The sequence below is a fragment of the Serratia sp. MYb239 genome (assembly GCF_002966855.1).
In the GTDB taxonomy this organism is placed as follows: Bacteria; Pseudomonadota; Gammaproteobacteria; order Enterobacterales; family Enterobacteriaceae; genus Serratia_B; species Serratia_B rhizosphaerae.
In genome coordinates, this window is record NZ_CP023268.1 from 994830 (window position 1) to 1011531 (window position 16702).

At 61.1% G+C, this 16702-nt stretch carries 14 protein-coding genes; 10 read left to right on the top strand and 4 right to left on the bottom strand.

What is annotated here, in order from left to right; genetic code table 11:
- Positions 1 to 48 precede the first annotated feature (48 nt).
- Positions 49 to 576 (top strand): shikimate kinase AroL, encoded by a 528-nt coding sequence (gene aroL, locus CLM71_RS04705; protein WP_105229975.1) that lies wholly within the window; start codon positions 49 to 51, stop codon positions 574 to 576.
- Between the two features lie 2 nt (positions 577 to 578).
- On the opposite strand, the gene CLM71_RS04710 is transcribed toward aroL, so the two are convergent.
- On the bottom strand, positions 579 to 1313 hold the full coding sequence (locus tag CLM71_RS04710; RefSeq protein WP_105229976.1) for a helix-turn-helix domain-containing protein: 735 nt from the start codon (positions 1311 to 1313) through the stop codon (positions 579 to 581).
- Between the two features lie 100 nt (positions 1314 to 1413).
- Here CLM71_RS04710 and CLM71_RS04715 point away from each other — a divergent pair, with 100 nt between their 5' ends.
- Both CLM71_RS04715 and ppnP read left to right on the top strand, forming a co-directional pair.
- Positions 1414 to 1812 carry a nuclear transport factor 2 family protein gene (locus tag CLM71_RS04715; RefSeq protein WP_105229977.1) on the top strand — a complete coding sequence of 133 codons (399 nt, stop codon included), beginning with the start codon at positions 1414 to 1416 and terminating at the stop codon, positions 1810 to 1812.
- A gap of 106 nt (positions 1813 to 1918) precedes the next feature.
- Positions 1919 to 2209, top strand: coding sequence for a pyrimidine/purine nucleoside phosphorylase (gene ppnP / locus CLM71_RS04720; protein WP_105229978.1), 291 nt, complete (start codon positions 1919 to 1921; stop codon positions 2207 to 2209).
- Positions 2210 to 2253: 44 nt separating this feature from the next.
- Here ppnP and rdgC read toward each other — a convergent pair whose 3' ends face one another.
- Positions 2254 to 3165: a recombination-associated protein RdgC gene (gene rdgC / locus CLM71_RS04725; RefSeq protein ID WP_105229979.1), complete on the bottom strand. Its 912-nt coding sequence runs from the start codon at positions 3163 to 3165 to the stop codon at positions 2254 to 2256.
- Between the two features lie 173 nt (positions 3166 to 3338).
- Between rdgC and mak the strand changes: the two genes are divergently transcribed.
- Positions 3339 to 4247 carry a fructokinase gene (gene mak, locus CLM71_RS04730; RefSeq protein WP_105229980.1) on the top strand — a complete coding sequence of 303 codons (909 nt, stop codon included), beginning with the start codon at positions 3339 to 3341 and terminating at the stop codon, positions 4245 to 4247.
- A 33-nt stretch (positions 4248 to 4280) separates the two neighbouring features.
- Here the strand turns inward: mak and sbcC are convergent, their stop codons facing one another.
- Positions 4281 to 7535, bottom strand: coding sequence for an exonuclease subunit SbcC (gene sbcC / locus CLM71_RS04735; RefSeq protein WP_105229981.1), 3255 nt, complete (start codon positions 7533 to 7535; stop codon positions 4281 to 4283).
- Entirely contained in the window at positions 7532 to 8761 is a 1230-nt protein-coding gene (gene sbcD / locus CLM71_RS04740) for an exonuclease subunit SbcD (protein WP_105229982.1), read from the bottom strand. The genes sbcC and sbcD overlap by 4 nt, the downstream gene beginning before the upstream one ends.
- A 255-nt stretch (positions 8762 to 9016) precedes the next feature.
- Here sbcD and phoB point away from each other — a divergent pair, with 255 nt between their 5' ends.
- The 6 genes from phoB to proY all read left to right on the top strand — a co-directional run bounded on the left by phoB (position 9017) and on the right by proY (position 16570).
- Positions 9017 to 9706 (top strand): phosphate response regulator transcription factor PhoB, encoded by a 690-nt coding sequence (phoB, locus tag CLM71_RS04745; RefSeq protein WP_015671148.1) that lies wholly within the window; start codon positions 9017 to 9019, stop codon positions 9704 to 9706.
- Between the two features lie 24 nt (positions 9707 to 9730).
- Positions 9731 to 11047 carry a phosphate regulon sensor histidine kinase PhoR gene (gene phoR / locus CLM71_RS04750; protein ID WP_105229983.1) on the top strand — a complete coding sequence of 439 codons (1317 nt, stop codon included), beginning with the start codon at positions 9731 to 9733 and terminating at the stop codon, positions 11045 to 11047.
- Between the two features lie 16 nt (positions 11048 to 11063).
- On the top strand, positions 11064 to 11999 hold the full coding sequence (locus CLM71_RS04755; RefSeq protein ID WP_105229984.1) for a PstS family phosphate ABC transporter substrate-binding protein: 936 nt from the start codon (positions 11064 to 11066) through the stop codon (positions 11997 to 11999).
- A gap of 239 nt (positions 12000 to 12238) precedes the next feature.
- A complete protein-coding gene (locus tag CLM71_RS04760; protein WP_105229985.1) occupies positions 12239 to 13345 on the top strand; it encodes a cobalamin-independent methionine synthase II family protein in 1107 nt (368 codons plus the stop codon).
- 444 nt (positions 13346 to 13789) lie between these two features.
- Complete coding sequence (brnQ, locus tag CLM71_RS04765) at positions 13790 to 15106, top strand: branched-chain amino acid transport system II carrier protein (protein ID WP_105229986.1); 1317 nt, start codon at positions 13790 to 13792, stop codon at positions 15104 to 15106.
- Positions 15107 to 15178: 72 nt separating this feature from the next.
- Entirely contained in the window at positions 15179 to 16570 is a 1392-nt protein-coding gene (gene proY, locus CLM71_RS04770) for a proline-specific permease ProY (protein ID WP_105229987.1), read from the top strand.
- Positions 16571 to 16702: the final 132 nt, after the last annotated feature.

Here is a 16702-nt window from a genome sequence, read left to right on the forward strand (position 1 = left end):
ATGCATCAACAGCAACGCCACTCAGTCACCGTATAGGGTACAGACGTAATGACACAAACCATTTTCATGGTAGGCGCTCGCGGAGCAGGAAAAACTACCGTGGGGAGCGCGTTGGCGCAGGCGATGGACTATCGCTTTATTGATATCGATCTGTTTATGCAGCAGACGACGCAGATGAGCGTCGCCGAAATCGTCGCGCAGGAGGGCTGGCAGGGCTTTCGCCGCCGCGAAAGCCTCGCCTTGCAGGCGGTGACCCATCCGTCAACCATTGTTGCCACCGGGGGCGGCGCGGTGCTGGCGGAAGAGAACCGTCGCTTTATGCAGCAGCACGGCACGGTGATCTACCTACGCGCACCGGCGGAGGTGCTGGCGCAGCGGCTGGAGGAGTCTCCGCAAGACGCACAGCGACCAACCCTGACCGGCCGGCCAATCGCTGAAGAGATGCTGGAGGTGCTGGCCGCGCGCGAAGCGCTGTATCAGGATGCGGCGCATCATGTGCTGGACGCTGCACTGGACCCGCACCGGGTGGTGACGCAGATCCTGGAGATGCTGCGCCTGCATGAGGCGGTGAAATAGCGCTAGCCGGGGAGCGCGGCGAAGTAGCCGCCGGGCGTGACGCCGAAGTGGCGGCGGAACGCGGCAATATAGGCGCTGACGTTGTCATAGCCGCAGTCGGCGGCCACGTTGGCGACCGAAACTCCGCGCGACAGCGCTTCCAGCGAACGGATAATGCGCGCCTGCTGACGCCAGCGGGCAAAGCCGATGCCGGTCTGCGCCATAAATAACCGGCTGAGATTGCGTACGCTGATGCCGGCCCAGCCGGCCCATTCATTCTGCCGCCGCGTGCTGGCTGGGTCGTCCAGCAGCGCGCGGGCGATTTTCAGCAGCCGTGGATCCTGCGGCATCGGCAGCTGTAGCGCCGTCTCTTCTTCTCCCTGCATCTCATCAAGCAACACCTGCACCATGCGCCGCTGCGGCGCCGGTAACGGCGACGGCGGAAACTGCGCGATGCGCGCCACCAGCGCCTGCGCCAACGCGCTGGCGGCCAACAGCCGCGGCTGAGTCGGCAGATGTTGACAGTTCTCCGGCGGCAGAAACAGTAGCCAACCCTCAACCTGCCCGCAGGACTGCGCCTGATGGCGGCAGCGCGCCGGCAGCCAGCCAAGCGTGCCGGCGGTCATCGCCCACTGGCGCCGCTCGGTTTCTAGGGCGATAGTGCCGCGCGTCAGCAGGTAAATCTGCCCGTCATCATGCTGATGCCAGGGGGTAAGGTGCCGGTTGGGATGAGATAGCGGTATGCCGCGCAGTTGCATGGTTTTGGCCGATTAACGTTATATATGGTCTTAATCAGGTTATCACGCCATTGTCTGCGCCGGTTAGTATTTAGCCTGATTCCTCTGACGGAGATAGGTAATGACACAGTTAACCCCGCAAGATATCGTGCTGCAGGCGCTGCAACAGGTGGTGGCGCAGCCACAACATCAGCCGGCGGCCATCGCCGCGTTTTTCGCCGACGATTATCGGCAGACGGTGGACGGGCAGTCGCTGGACTATGCGCAGTTTGTCAGTCATATGGCGCTGCTCAAGCAGATCACCCGGCGGATGACGCTGCGGGTGCAGGCGCTGGCGGCGCAGGGCGACAGCGTGCTGAGCCATCATCGGGTCGAGGTGGAAAAATGCGACGGCACACGCAGTGAGATTCAGGTGATGGCGCATTTCATACTGCGCGACGGCAAGATTATCGCCTGCGATGAACTGACCCGTCAGCTGTCGGGCGATCGTGCCGATCATGACCTTGGCGGCCGTTATTGAGCGTCGGCGCATAGCGATCGCATTTTAGCGGGAAAATCAGTGACAGCCGCCGGGCGATCCCCCACTATGAGCTTTCCAATACGGATAACTACGCGGGTGCCAGTCTATGCTGAATGTAAGTGAGTATTTTGCCGGAAAAGTGAAATCGATCGGTTTTGACAGTAGCAGCATCGGTCGTACCAGCGTTGGGGTGATGGAGGAAGGGGAGTACACCTTCGGCACCAATCAGCCGGAAGAGATGACGGTGATCAGCGGGGCATTGCGGGTGCTGCTGCCGGGGGCGCCGGACTGGCAGGTGTTTATGCCGGGTGAGAAGTTCTTTGTGCCGGGCCACAGTGAGTTCAACGTGCAGGTGGCGGACGCCACGGCCTATTTGTGCCGCTATCTGAGTAAGTAATAATGATGCAAGGGCGCTGGTGACAGCGCCCTTGTTATTTGCTCTTAGCGCTGGGCTTCGCCGCCGAGGGCTTCGATCAGGTTCTGGATCAGCGCCGCCAGTTCGCTGGTCATCAGAATAAAGTCGGCGTCAAAACGCTGGGCGAAGTCATCGCGGTCGATATCGTCGTTCTGCTCGCGCAGCGCATCGGCAAACTTCAGGCGCTTGATGGAGCCGTCGTCGGCAATCACCAGCTGAATGCGCTCCTGCCAGTCGACCGCCAGTTTGGTCACCAGCTTGCCGGCTTCGATATGCACGGCGATCTCATCGCTGATCAGGTTCTGTTTTTTACAGCGGATCACGCCGCCTTCTTCCAGAATGGCCTTCAGCTCCGCCTCATCCTGAATGGCAAAACCGGCCGGCAGCTCGCCGGAACGCACCCACTCGGTCAGCGTCAGTTCGATCGGGCTTTCCATCGTCAGCGGCACCACCGGCAGTGAACCGAGGCTTTTACGCAGCAGCGCCAGGGTATCTTCTGCGCGTTTGGCGCTGGCGGCGTCGACCATGATCAGGTCGTTGACGGTGTCGATCCACATAAAGGTCTGGTTAAAGCGGCTGAAGGCGCGCGGCAACAGGCTGTGCAGCACTTCGTCTTTCAGCGCATCCTTTTCCGTTTTTTTCAGTTTGCGGTGCTGTTCGCTTTCCAACTGGTCGATTTTCGCCTGCAGCGCCTGTTTAATTACTGGCGAGGGCAGGATCTTCTCTTCTTTACGCGCACAGATGATAATCTGGCCGTTGACTACGTGCGTCAGTGCGTCGCTGTGCGAGCCCATTGGGGAGACCCAGCCGGTTTTCGCCATATCCTGACTGCCGCACGGCGTGAAGGAAAAGGCGCTGAGCTGTTTTTCCATTTCATCCGCATTTAGCGCAACGTCGCGGCTCAAACGGTAAACCATCAAATTCTTAAACCACAGCATAATGTTATCCCTGACTGGGCGTGCCGTTCGCACGCGGGTTCATCAAAAGCAGGGCGGCATGATACCCAATCGACGCCGAAAAATCGCCTGCTTCCTCTGATTTGCGCGTGGATCCGTATTGCGGCACACTCGGTGACATTAAAAAACGATGACGTCGCACAGAGGAGAAAACAGTGCGTATTGGAATTGATTTAGGGGGCACCAAAGTTGAAGTGATTGCGCTGGCGGACGACGGCAGCGAGCGGTTTCGCCACCGTATCGCCACGCCGCGCGATGACTATGCGCAGACGCTGCAGGCCATCGCCGGACTGGTGCAGATGGCGGAGACGCATACCGGCGAGCGGGGCACGGTGGGCGTCGGTATTCCCGGCACGCTGTCGCCGTTTACCGGCCTGGTAAAAAACGCCAACTCCACCTGGCTGAACGGCAAGCCGCTGGATAAAGACCTGTCGGCGCTGCTGCAGCGCGAGGTGCGGCTGGCGAACGACGCCAACTGCCTGGCGGTGTCGGAGGCCACCGACGGCGCCGGCGCCGGCAAACCGGTGGTGTTTGCGGTGATTATCGGTACCGGCTGCGGCGCCGGCGTGGCGATCAACGGCCGGGTGCATGCCGGCGGCAACGGCATTGCCGGCGAGTGGGGGCATAATTCACTGCCCTGGCCGGATGACGACGAGCTGCGCTTTCGCGATGAGGTCCCGTGCTACTGCGGCAAGTCCGGCTGCATCGAAAGTTTTATTTCCGGCACCGGTTTTGCCGTCGACTACGCGCGTCTGAGCGGCAATCCCCTGAAAGGGGAAGCGATCATGACGCTGGCGGCGCAGCAGGATCCGATTGCCGAGCGGGCGATTCGTCGTTATGAGCAGCGTCTGGCGAAGTCGCTGGCGCATGCGGTCAATCTGTTCGACCCGGATGTGATCGTGCTGGGCGGCGGCATGAGCAACGTGGAGCGGTTGTATCACAACGTCCCGCAAAAAGTACGGGAGTGGGTGTTCGGCGGCGAGTTCGCCACGCCGATCCGTCAGGCGGTGCACGGTGATTCCAGCGGCGTACGCGGCGCCGCCTGGCTGTGGCCGCAGCAATAATGATAACCGGGGCGGCAGCGCCCCGGTGTGCGGTTAGCCTTCGACGCGGTACTGCGGCTCCAGCCGGCTGATCCCCAGGCCGTTGACCTTTTTCACTTTGATCTGCACCGGGATCCGCTCTTTCATCGCCTCGACGTGGCTGATCACGCCGATGGTCTTGCCGGAGGCGTTAAGGCTGTCGAGCGCGTCCAGCGCGGTATCCAGCGTCTCGGCATCCAGCGTGCCGAAGCCTTCGTCCAGGAACAGCGAATCGATGCTGGTTTTGTGACTGACCAGATCGGACAGCGCCAACGCCAGCGCCAGACTGACCAGAAAACTTTCGCCGCCGGACAGCGTGCGGGTGTCGCGCTGCGCGTCGGCCTGCCAGGTGTCCACTACCAGCAGTTCCAGCGCATCGCTGTTTTTCCGCTGCAGCAGATAGCGGCCGTGCAGGCGGCTGAGCTGGTTGTTCGCCAGATAGACCAGATGATCGAGCGTCAGCCCCTGGGCGAATTTACGGAATTTATCGCCTTCTTTTGAGCCGATCAGCTGGTTGAGGTAGCTCCAGTCGTCATACTGCCGCTGACTCTGGGCAATTTGCGCGAACAGCGCCTGCTGATTGCCGCGACGCTCGGTGTCGCTGGTCAGCTGGTTGCGCAGCTCGCCCTGACGCAGCTGCAGCGTCTTCAACTGCTGCGCCAGCGCCTGCTGCTGCTGTGCCAGCGCCGTGAGATCGGCATGTTGGTCATCCACACCTTGCGGGCGCTGCTGCTGGTGCTGCTCGCGCGCCTGTTCGGCCTGCGCCAGCAGCGCGCGGGTTTCCACCTGACGCTGTTGCAGCTGCTCTTTCAGCTGTTGCAGATGCTGACGCTGCGCATCGTCCAGCAGGGCGGCGTGGAAGGCGGCGTCATCGGCAAATTCACTGGCGCTCAGCGCCTGCTGCCACTGCTGCTGCGCCTGCTCGGCGCGCTGCGTTTGCTGCGCCAGCTGCTGCTGCAGCCCCGCCAACTGGCCGTTCAGGCGTTCACGCTGTTCCTGCGCCTGCTGCCAGCGTTCGGCGGCCTGCTGGCTGGCCAGTTCGCAGGCCGCCTGTTTGGCGCGCAGCTGTTCGCGCGCCTGCGCCACCGGCTGCTCGCCAAACAGCGCCAGGCGCTGCCGTTGCTGGGCGGCGAGCTGCTCCTCGTTGTCCTGCCACTGCTGCTGCAGACGCTGCTGCTGCTGCTGAGCGTCGGCATACTGTTTTTCCAGCAGCGTCAGGCGTTCATTCAGCAGCGCTGTCTGCTGCTGCGCCTGCTGCTGTGCGTTCTGCAACGCGATCAGAGCATCTTTGGCCTGTTGCACCGCCTGCGCCGCCTGCTCATGTTGGCTGAGGCGCTGCTGGCCCTCGCGCTCTTCGCGGTCGCAGTCGCTCAGCCACTGCTGCAGGCGCTCGCTCTCCTGCAGGCCGAAATCAAACGCCAGCTCGGCGGTCAGGGTCTGCCACCGTTGCTGGTGGGCCGCCAGTTGCTGTTCATCCTGCTCAATCGCCTGCTGCTGACGCTGTTGCTGTTGCTGCATACCGTCGTGACGGGCGCGCAGCTCGATGCCGTTTTTATACAGCGCTTCGCCCTGCTGGCGCAGCTCGTCAAGGCGCCGGGCGCTGGCTGACGGGTTAAGCGTCTGATAATCGGTAATGGCCGGGTGCTCGGTAGAGCCGCACAGCGGGCAGGGCGCGCCGGTCTGCAGCCGGGCGCGTTCGGCTTCCAGACTGACAATGCGCTGCTCAAGCTCATGGGTTTTCTCTACTTCCGCCTGCAGGGTTTTGTGCTGCTGATACTGCTGTCTGGCCTGTTCTAACTGCGGCGCCAGCTGTTGCAGCTGTTGCTGGCCGGCGGCCAACTCCTGCCGCTGTTGCGTCAGCCGTTGATCCAACTGCTGTGCCAGCGAGGACAGGGTCGCCAGCTGCTGGCGCGTCGGGCGCAGGTCGCTCAGCTGCTGCAGGCGCTGGCGCAGGGCGGCCAGCGGCGTTTCGGCTTCCAGCACGCTGTGCTGCTGCTGTTGTGCGGAGAGCGCCTGAGTCAGGGCGCTCAGCTGCGTCTGATGTTGCTCGGCCTGTGTCGCCAGCTGTGCGCGTTCGGCGTGCAGTTTGTCCAGCGTCTGTTTCTGCTGTCCGCACTGGCGCACGGCGTCGTCGCGGGTTTGCTGCAGTTCGCTACGACTTTTGCTCAGCTGTGCGATGTGGTGATCGAGCGGCAGCACCTGTTCGTCGATCAGCTGCTGCTGCTGTTGCCGGTGCGCCGCCTGTGTCTGTTGTTCGGCGCGCGCCTGCTCCAGCGCCTGCTGCAGCGGTGCCATTTGTGCGGCCTGCTGCTGTTGCTGTTGGTCAAGCTGGGTCAGCTGCTGTTGCGATGCCTGCAGTTCATCGCGGTAGCGCTGGCGTTCATTGTGCAGCGGGCGCAGTTTTTCGGCGGGTTCGCTGCGCGCCAGCGTCTGCAGCTGCGGTTCGGCCTGCTCCTGTTCCTGTTGCAGCGCCTGTAAGCGCTGCCGGCACTGTTGCAGCTGTTGCTGCAGACGCTGCCACTGTTGTAGCCAGTTAAGCGTCTGCCGCTGCTGTTCATCGTGCTGACTGAGCGCGGTTTCTTCCTGACGCAGCGCGTCGAGCTGGGTTTCCAACTGTTGGCGCTGTTCGTCGCTCAGCAGTTCAATACCGCTGGCGCGCTGGTGCAGCGCATCCAGCTCAAGTTTGGCCTGCTTATGCTGTTCGAACACCCGCTCGGACAGCTGGCCGTAGATTTCGGTGCCGGTGAGTTCTTCCAGCAGTTCGGCGCGATCGTTGGCGTCGGCGTTGAGGAAGGCGGCGAACTGCCCCTGCGACAGCATCATCGATTTGGTAAAACGGCCGAAGTCCAGGCCGGTGATGGCGGCGACCGCCTCCAGCTTGTCGCGCACCTTATCGGCGAGGATCTTGCCGTCCGCCAGCAGCGCCAGCTCGACCTTCGGCGCCTGCAGGTTGCCGTTCGGATCGTTTTTGGCCCGGCGCTGGCTCCAGAAGGCGCGGTAGCCGACGCCTTTGACCTCGAACTCCACCTCGGCCAGCGATTCGGCAGTATGGCGCGTCATCAGATCGTTCTGGCTGGGGGAGACGTGCAGCCGCGGCGTCTGGTGATACAGCGCCAGGCAGACGGCGTCGAGCAGGGTGGTTTTGCCCGCGCCGGTCGGGCCGGTGATGGCGAACAGGCCGTTGCTGGCGAACGGTTCGGCGCTGAAGTCTATTTTCCACTCGCCCTGCAGCGAGTTGAGGTTTTTCAGCCGTAGGCTCAGAATTTTCATGCCGATGGCTCCTCATTCTGCTGCAGAGCGTCGACCGTCTGGCGGAACATGGCGCGCATCCGGCCGCGCCGCGCTTCTTCCAGTTCGCTTTCCTGCGCCAGACGGCGTTCAAACACCTCATCAACGCTCAGTTCGTTCAACGTCTCTTTATCCTGCTGCTCGATGGCCTGACGGCGCTGCTCTTTACTGCGCCGCAGCAGCACCACCTCCACCGGCAGATTATCCGCCAGCGCCTGGATGCGGCGCTGAATGTCGCTGAGGTAATCCTGCGTCGCCACCTCGATATCCAGCCACACCGGCAGCTCGCCCTGATAGTCGGCAAACTGCTGCAGCTGCTGTTCGATCTGGGCGAGATCGCCTTTGATCAACTGCATCGGCTGGAAAAGCGGGACGGGCAGCGTAGTGACCTGCTGCAGCCTGCCGTCGGCGAAGTCGACCATAAACACGCTTTTGGCGCTGCCCAGCTCATCAAAGCTGAGCGGGATCGGCGAGCCGCTGTAACGGATATGCTCGCTTTTCGCCACCTTTTGCGCCCGGTGAATATGCCCCAGGGCGATATAGTCCGCCGGCGGGAAGGCCTGCGCCGGGAAGGCGTCCAGCGTGCCGATATAGATATCGCGCACCGAATCCGAGGTGGTGACGCCGACGGTGGTCAGGTGGCCGGTGGCGACGATCGGCAGCGTAAGATCGAGCGCCTCGCGCTGCGCGCAGGCCGCCTGATACAGCGTTAGATAATGTTCGGCGATGGCTTCCTGCAGCGCCTGCTGCTTCTGCGTGCCGGATTCGCCGGCGCGGCTGGTCAGCAAATCGCGCGGGCGCAGGAACGGGATGGCACACAGCAGCGCGCCGGGCTGGCCGTCGCGGCGGTTAAGCGTCACGATTTGCTGCCCGGCCTCGGCCTGCGCGCTGGCGATCACGCGGGTGTTCAGACAGGAGAGCAGCTCGCGCGATTCATTCAGCGTCGCCACGGAGTCGTGGTTGCCGCCCAGCACCACCAGTTGGCAGCCGGTCTGCTGCAGTTCCACCACAAAGCGGTTGTAGAGTTCACGCGCGTAGCTCGGCGGCGAACCGGTGTCGAACAGATCCCCGGCGACGATCAGCGCGTCTACCTGATGCTGTTCAATCTGCGCAATCAGCCAGCGCAAAAACGCCTGATGCTCGGCGGCACGGCTTTTGGTGAAAAAATACTGACCCAAATGCCAGTCAGAGGTGTGTATCAGGCGCATGACTCTCCCGGGGATTGGCCGTCGGTTGTGCCGGGGCGAAACGCGGCGGCGGTAAAACGTTGACGATGATTATACGGGTTGGCGGGTAAAAATATGCTATTTCTATCTATTCCGGCGGTTAAGCCTGCGCGACGGTGATAAGCATTTATATTGTGAATGTTACTGAGTGGTTAATTTCATAAATCTGTCACAAAACTGACGCATAATGGCGCCCGCAAACAAATTGTGAACGCTAACACATTGGCAGGATTGACGATGGCAAGACGCATACTGGTGGTGGAAGACGAAGCGCCTATTCGCGAGATGGTGTGCTTTGTGTTGGAACAGAATGGTTACCAACCGTTGGAAGCCGAAGATTATGACAGTGCCGTAACGCGCCTGTCTGAGCCGTTCCCCGATTTAGTGTTGCTGGACTGGATGTTGCCCGGCGGCTCCGGCATTCAATTTATCAAACATATGAAGCGCGAAGCGCTGACCCGCGATATCCCGGTGATGATGCTGACGGCGCGCGGCGAGGAGGAGGACCGGGTGCGCGGCCTGGAAGTCGGCGCGGATGATTACATCACCAAACCGTTCTCGCCGAAGGAACTGGTGGCGCGGATTAAAGCGGTGATGCGCCGTATTTCGCCGATGGCGGTGGAAGAGGTGATCGAGATGCAGGGGCTGAGTCTCGACCCGTCTTCGCATCGGGTGATGGCCAACGAACAGCCGCTGGATATGGGCCCCACCGAATTCAAACTGCTGCATTTCTTTATGACCCACCCGGAGCGTGTTTACAGCCGCGAACAGTTGCTTAATCACGTCTGGGGCACTAACGTTTATGTGGAAGACCGCACCGTTGATGTGCATATCCGCCGGCTGCGCAAGGCGCTGGAGAGCAGTGGTCATGACAAGATGGTTCAAACCGTTCGCGGCACAGGTTACCGCTTTTCAACGCGCTATTAATCGCGCAGCGTCGGAGAGCATGCCGTGCTAGAACGCCTTTCCTGGAAAAGGCTGGCTCTTGAGCTGGCCCTTTTTTGCTTGCCGGCCCTGCTGTTGGGGCTGATTTTCGGCTATCTCCCCTGGTTACTGCTGGTCGCCGTGCTGGCGGCGCTGGGCTGGAACTTCTATAACCAGCTGAAACTTTCCCACTGGCTGTGGATTGACCGCAGCATGACGCCGCCGCCGGGGCGCTGGAGCTGGGAGCCGCTGTTTTACGGCCTGTATCAGATGCAGCAGCGTAACCGCCGCCGTCGGCGCGAGCTGGCGCTGCTGATCAAACGCTTCCGCAGCGGCGCCGAATCGCTGCCGGATGCGGTGGTGATGACCACCGAAGAGGGAAATATTTTCTGGTGCAACGGGCTGGCGCAGCATCTGCTCGGCTTCCGTTGGCCGGAGGATAACGGCCAGCATATTCTCAACCTGCTGCGCTACCCGGAGTTCAGCCACTATCTGCAACAGCAATCCTTTGATAAGCCCCTGACGCTGCAGCTGAATAACGAGCATTACGTTGAATTCCGCGTGATGCCGTATTCGGAAGGGCAGCTGCTGATGGTGGCGCGCGACGTGACGCAGATGCGGCAGTTGGAGGGCGCGCGGCGCAACTTCTTCGCCAACGTCAGCCACGAGCTGCGCACGCCGCTGACCGTGCTGCAGGGCTATCTGGAAATGATGGGCGACGACGAGCCGGACGGTTCGCTGCGCGGCAAGGCGCTGGCCACCATGCAGGAACAAACCCGGCGCATGGACGGGCTGGTGAAGCAGTTGCTGACGCTGTCGCGCATCGAGGCGGCGCCGATTATCGAGATGAATGAGACGGTGGACGTGCCCCTGATGCTGCGGGTGCTGCAGCGTGAGGCGCAGTCGCTCAGCGGCGGCCGCCATGAAATCAGTTTCCGCGTGAATGAAGCGCTGAAGGTGTACGGCAATGACGACCAACTGCGCAGCGCGGTGTCCAATCTGGTGTATAACGCGGTGAACCACACGCCGGCAGGCACGCACATTGAGGTGAGCTGGCAGCAGACGCCGCAGGGGGCGCAGTTCCAGGTCAGCGACAACGGGCCGGGCATCGCCGCCGAGCACCTGCCGCGTCTGACCGAGCGCTTTTACCGCGTGGACAAGGCGCGTTCGCGGCAGACCGGCGGCAGCGGGCTGGGGCTGGCGATCGTCAAGCACGCCCTCAGCCATCACGATGCGCGGCTGGAGGTGCTCAGCGAGCCGGGCAATGGCACCCGCTTTATCTTTACTTTGCCTAACCGGTTGATTGTTCCCGACGCTTTGTCAGAGAATGCGCTGAAAAATTAATGCGTGAGGCACCGGTATGCGACTGACCCGAGGGATATGGCTCTGCCTGCTGTTATTGTGCAGCTCCGGCCTGCGGGCGCAGCCGAGCGGCATGCTGTCGGGCAATCTTTCCAGCGTCGGTTCTGACACGCTGGCGAACTTGATGTCGCTGTGGGCGCAGGACTTCAGCCAGCACTATCCGAATATCAATCTGCAGATGCAGGCCGCCGGTTCATCGACCGCGCCGACGGCGCTGGCCGCCGGCGCCGCGCAGCTGGGGCCGATGAGCCGTCCGATGAAGGCGGCGGAGCTGTCGGCGTTCGAACAGCGCTACGGCTACGCGCCGCTGGCGGTGCCGGTGGCGGTCGATGCGCTGGTGGTGCTGGTGCATCAGGACAACCCGCTGCCGGGGCTGAACCTTGGCCAGTTGGATCAGATCTTTTCCGCCACCCGCCGCTGCGGCGAAGCCGCCGCACTGCGGAACTGGGGCCAGCTGGCGCTGCCGGGCGACTGGGCGCAGCGCAGTATTCAGCGTTTTGGCCGCAATTCCGCCTCCGGCACCTATGGCTATTTCAAACTGCGCGCGCTGTGCGGCGGCGACTTTATGGCGCGGGTCAATGAGCTGCCCGGCTCGGCGTCGGTAGTGCAGGCGGTGTCCGGATCGCTGAATAGCATCGGCTATGCCAGCATCGGTTTCCGCGCCAGCGGCGTCCGGCTGCTGCCGCTGGCGGAGCGGGGCGATCGCTACGTGGCGCCCAGCGCTGCCAACGTGCGCAACGGCAGTTATCCGCTGGCGCGCTACCTGTATATCTACATCAACAAAGCGCCGCACCGGCCGCTTGAGCCGCTGACGGCGGCGTTTCTTGACCGGGTGCTGTCCGAGGAAGGGCAGGCGCTGGTCAATCAGGACGGTTATCTGCCGCTGTCGCCGGCAACCCTGCGGAAAACCCGCCAGGCGCTCGGGCTGAAGTAGCACCGGCTTAGCGCCTGGGCGCGTATGACGGCAGCTCTCAGCCAGCTGCCGCCCACCATCATGAATTTCTTTCAACACCCATGAAAATTTCTCCATTGCCGCCGGGCAGGCGGCATGACAGGATGATTTTAGCTATTTAGACGTCTGGATGTCCAATTGTAACCCAGCGTAATCATTCAATATGTAAATCATTCCGGCAGGCCAACGCGACGCCTGCCGTTCACCGGGAGTGGAAAAAGATGTGCAATTGCAATCATGCCGTTCATGCTGACGTCGTCGGCAGTTTATTACGTCCTGCGGCGCTGAAAAGCGCGCGTCAGCAGTTTCAGCGCGGTGAGATTGACGCGGCGCAGCTGCGGGCGGTGGAAGATGAGCAGATCCGCCAGGCGGTGGAAAAACAGCGCCAGCTGGGACTGGCGGTGGTGACCGACGGGGAATTCCGTCGCGCCTGGTGGCACTTTGATTTCCTCGAAGGCCTGGACGGCGTACAGGGCTACGACGCCGAACAGGGCATCCAGTTCAACGGCGTGCAGACCAAGGCGCGCAGCGTCAAGGTGACGGGCAAGCTGGGCTTTAACCCGCAGCATCCGATGCTGGCGGATTTTCGTTTCCTGCAGCAGATTGCCGGCGACGCGCAGCCGAAGATGACCATCCCCAGCCCGAGCGTGCTGCACTTCCGCGGCGGGCGTCAGGCGATCGACAGCACGGTTTATCCGCAGCTGGATGCCTATTTTGCCGATCTGGCGCAAACCTATCGCGATGCGATCCGCGCGTTTTATGACGCCGGCTGCCGCTACCTGCAGCTGGATGATACGGTGTGGGCTTACCTCTGTTCTGACGATCAGCGCCGCCAGATCCGCGAGCGCGGCGAAGATCCCGACCAGCTGGCACGTATCTATGCCGACGTGCTGAATGCGGCGATCGCCGGCAAGCCGGACGATCTGACCATCGGTTTGCATGTCTGTCGCGGCAACTTCCGCTCCACCTGGATCTCGGAAGGGGGCTATGAGCCGGTGGCGGAGATCCTGTTCGGCCAGGTCAATATCGACGCCTTCTTCCTGGAGTACGATAACGAACGCTCCGGCGGCTTCGAACCGCTGCGCTTTATCAAGCCTGGCAAGCAAAAAGTCGTGCTGGGGCTGATCACCACCAAAGACGGCGAGCTGGAAAACCCGGAGCAGGTTAAGCAGCGCCTGCAGGAAGCGGCGCAGTTCGTCGCCCCTGAGCAACTGTGTCTGAGCACCCAGTGCGGCTTCGCTTCGACCGAAGAGGGCAACAGCCTGAGCGAGCAGCAGCAGTGGGACAAGCTGAGCAGCGTGGTCAGCATTGCCGGACAGGTCTGGTAACCGCCGGCAGCCCGTTTGTTATGCGCGGAAATGCCGCCGATATTGGCGTTTTCGCGCGGTTTAACCCGCAATGCTTCACGTTTTGTGAGCGCTTTGGTTAAAAATGATACAAATCATGTAGGGCATATTTCCTGAAGACTGGTGCGATCGACTGGTGATGAATATTTATCTGGTCGATCGCTCTGCATTTCCCCGTGAGCCTTGCCTTTTGGCGCTATAAACGTTTTACTTACCCTCCGTTGTTGGACTAATCCTCCATTTTATAACTTCTAACATTCTGCCCATCTTCAAGAGTGGTCAATTTCGCATAAGGACAAAACGCCCGAGCGGTATGCGTTTTCTTGCTCTTATTGCTCTTGTGATGAAATGGCAGGCCGACAGCGAAATGGCGAACCGCCATGAAAAGAACGTTTTTTTTCATTTGAACAGGCAACACGACATCCTATGAGTCATCGTTTAACGTCAAAAGATATTCTGGCATTAGGTTTTATGACCTTTGCCTTATTTGTCGGCGCCGGGAATATTATTTTCCCGCCGATGGTGGGGCTGCAGTCCGGCGAACACGTCTGGATCGCGGCGCTGGGCTTTTTGATTACCGCCGTCGGCCTGCCGGTGATGACGGTGATTGCGCTGGCGCGCGTCGGCGGCGGCGTTGACGCCCTGAGTACGCCGATCGGCCGCACCGCCGGCCTGCTGCTGGCGACCGTCTGCTACCTGGCCGTCGGCCCGCTGTTTGCGACGCCGCGCACCGCGACCGTGTCGTTTGAAGTGGGGATTGCCCCGCTGACCGGCGACGGCGCGACGCCGCTGCTGATTTACAGCCTGGTGTACTTCGCGCTGGTGATCGGTATTTCCCTCTATCCGGGCCGCCTGCTCGACACCGTCGGCCATATTCTGGCGCCGCTGAAAATTGTCGCGCTGGGCGTGCTGGGCATCGCCGCGCTGCTCTGGCCGGCCGGTTCGCCGATTCCGGCGGTGGATGCCTATCAGCATGTGCCTTTCTCTTCCGGCTTTGTGAATGGTTATCTGACCATGGATACGCTGGGGGCGATGGTATTCGGCATCGTGATCGTCAACGCCGCGCGTTCACGCGGGGTGAAGGACAACGGCCTGCTGACCCGTTACACCATTTTTGCGGGGCTGATCGCCGGTGTCGGCCTGACGCTGGTCTACCTGAGCCTGTTTAAACTGGGTTCCGGCAGCGGCGTGTTGGTGCCGGACGCCACCAACGGCGCGGTGATCCTGCATGCCTACGTGCAGAACACCTTTGGTAGCCTGGGCAGTTTCTTCCTGGCGGCGCTGATCTTTATCGCCTGTATGGTGACCGCGGTCGGCCTGACCTGCGCCTGCGCCGAGTTCTTTGCCCAGTACCTGCCGTTCTCTTATAAAACGCTGGTGTTTATTCTGGGGCTGTTCTCGATGTTCGTCTCCAACCTGGGCCTGAGCCACCTGATTCACCTCTCGATTCCGGTGCTGACCGCCATTTATCCGCCGTGTATCGTGCTGGTGGTATTGAGCTTCACCCTGCGGATGTGGAATAGTGCGCCGAAGGTGATTTCGCCGGTGATGCTCGTCAGCCTGTTGTTTGGTATCCTTGACGCGGTGAAGGCCGCCGGCTTCGAGAATCTGCTGCCGGCATGGAGCACGCACCTGCCTCTGGCAGGTCAGGGATTGGCATGGCTGCCGCCTTCCGTACTGATGCTGGTACTGGCCGCCATCTACGATCGGGTATGCTCGCGCTCTGAAGCGACCGCGCATTAATTCTTCCCGGTCTGATTTTGAGGCCACGGACTTGTCCGTGGCTTTTTTGTGTATAAGAAGACAGGTCTTTAAATGCAACAGGAATCAGTAACACCCGCCGCCAATAAGTTGAAACGTGGCCTCAGCACGCGCCACATCCGCTTTATGGCGCTCGGGTCGGCGATTGGCACCGGGCTGTTCTACGGCTCCGCCGACGCCATTAAAATGGCGGGGCCCAGCGTACTGCTGGCGTATCTGATCGGCGGCGTGATCGCCTTTATCATTATGCGCGCGCTGGGGGAAATGTCGGTCAATAACCCGCAGGCCAGCTCTTTCTCGCGCTATGCGCAGGATTACCTTGGCCCGATGGCCGGCTATATCACCGGCTGGACCTACTGTTTTGAGATTTTGATCGTCGCTATTGCCGACGTGACCGCGTTCGGCATCTATATGGGGGTGTGGTTCCCGGAGGTACCGCACTGGATTTGGGTGCTGAGCGTGGTGCTGATTATCGGCGCGATCAACCTGATGAGCGTGAAGGTCTTCGGCGAGCTGGAGTTCTGGTTCTCGTTCTTTAAAGTGGCCACCATCATTATCATGATTGCCGCCGGTATCGGCATTATCATCTGGGGCATCGGCAACGGCGGGCAGCCGACCGGCATTCATAACCTGTGGAGTAACGGCGGCTTCTTCAGCCACGGCGTGATGGGCATGATACTGTCGCTGCAGCTGGTGATGTTCGCCTACGGCGGCATTGAAATCATCGGTATTACCGCCGGTGAGGCCAGCGACCCGAAAAAATCGATTCCGAAGGCGATCAACTCGGTGCCGTGGCGCATTCTGGTGTTTTACGTCGGCACGCTGTTCGTGATTATGTCGATTTATCCGTGGAATCAGGTCGGCACCAGCGGCAGTCCGTTTGTTCTGACCTTCCAGCATATGGGCATCACCATTGCGGCCGGTATCCTCAACTTTGTGGTGATTACCGCGTCGCTGTCGGCGATTAACAGCGATGTGTTCGGCGTCGGCCGTATGCTGCACGGTATGGCGGAACAGGGCCACGCGCCGAAAGTATTCAGCAAAGTTTCCAAACGCGGTATCCCGTGGGTGACGGTCGTGGTGATGATGGCGGCGCTGTTGATTGCGGTGTACCTCAACTACATCATGCCGGAAAGCGTGTTCCTGGTGATCGCTTCGCTGGCGACCTTCGCGACCGTGTGGGTGTGGATTATGATCCTGTTCTCGCAGATTGCGTTCCGCCGCACGCTGAACAAACAGCAGGTGAAAGATCTGGCGTTCCCGCTGCGCGGCGGGGTGTTTACCTCGACGATCGCCATTATCTTCCTGGCCTTCATTATCGGCCTGATTGGCTATTTCCCGACCACCCGCGTGTCGTTGTACGCCGGTCTGGTGTGGGTGGTGGTGCTGCTGGTGGGGTACTGGGTGAAGGTGAACCGCCAGAAGAAGCGTGCGCAGACGGCGTAAGGTTTCCGTTACGGGGGATTTTGTCAATTTAACGGTGGTTTTCGGTCGTTAAGCCTTCGTAGGTTTATGTGACCCCGGTGACTCGACCGAGTCAGGGGCCGAAGGCGCGGCCCCTGACCACCCGCGCCCTCG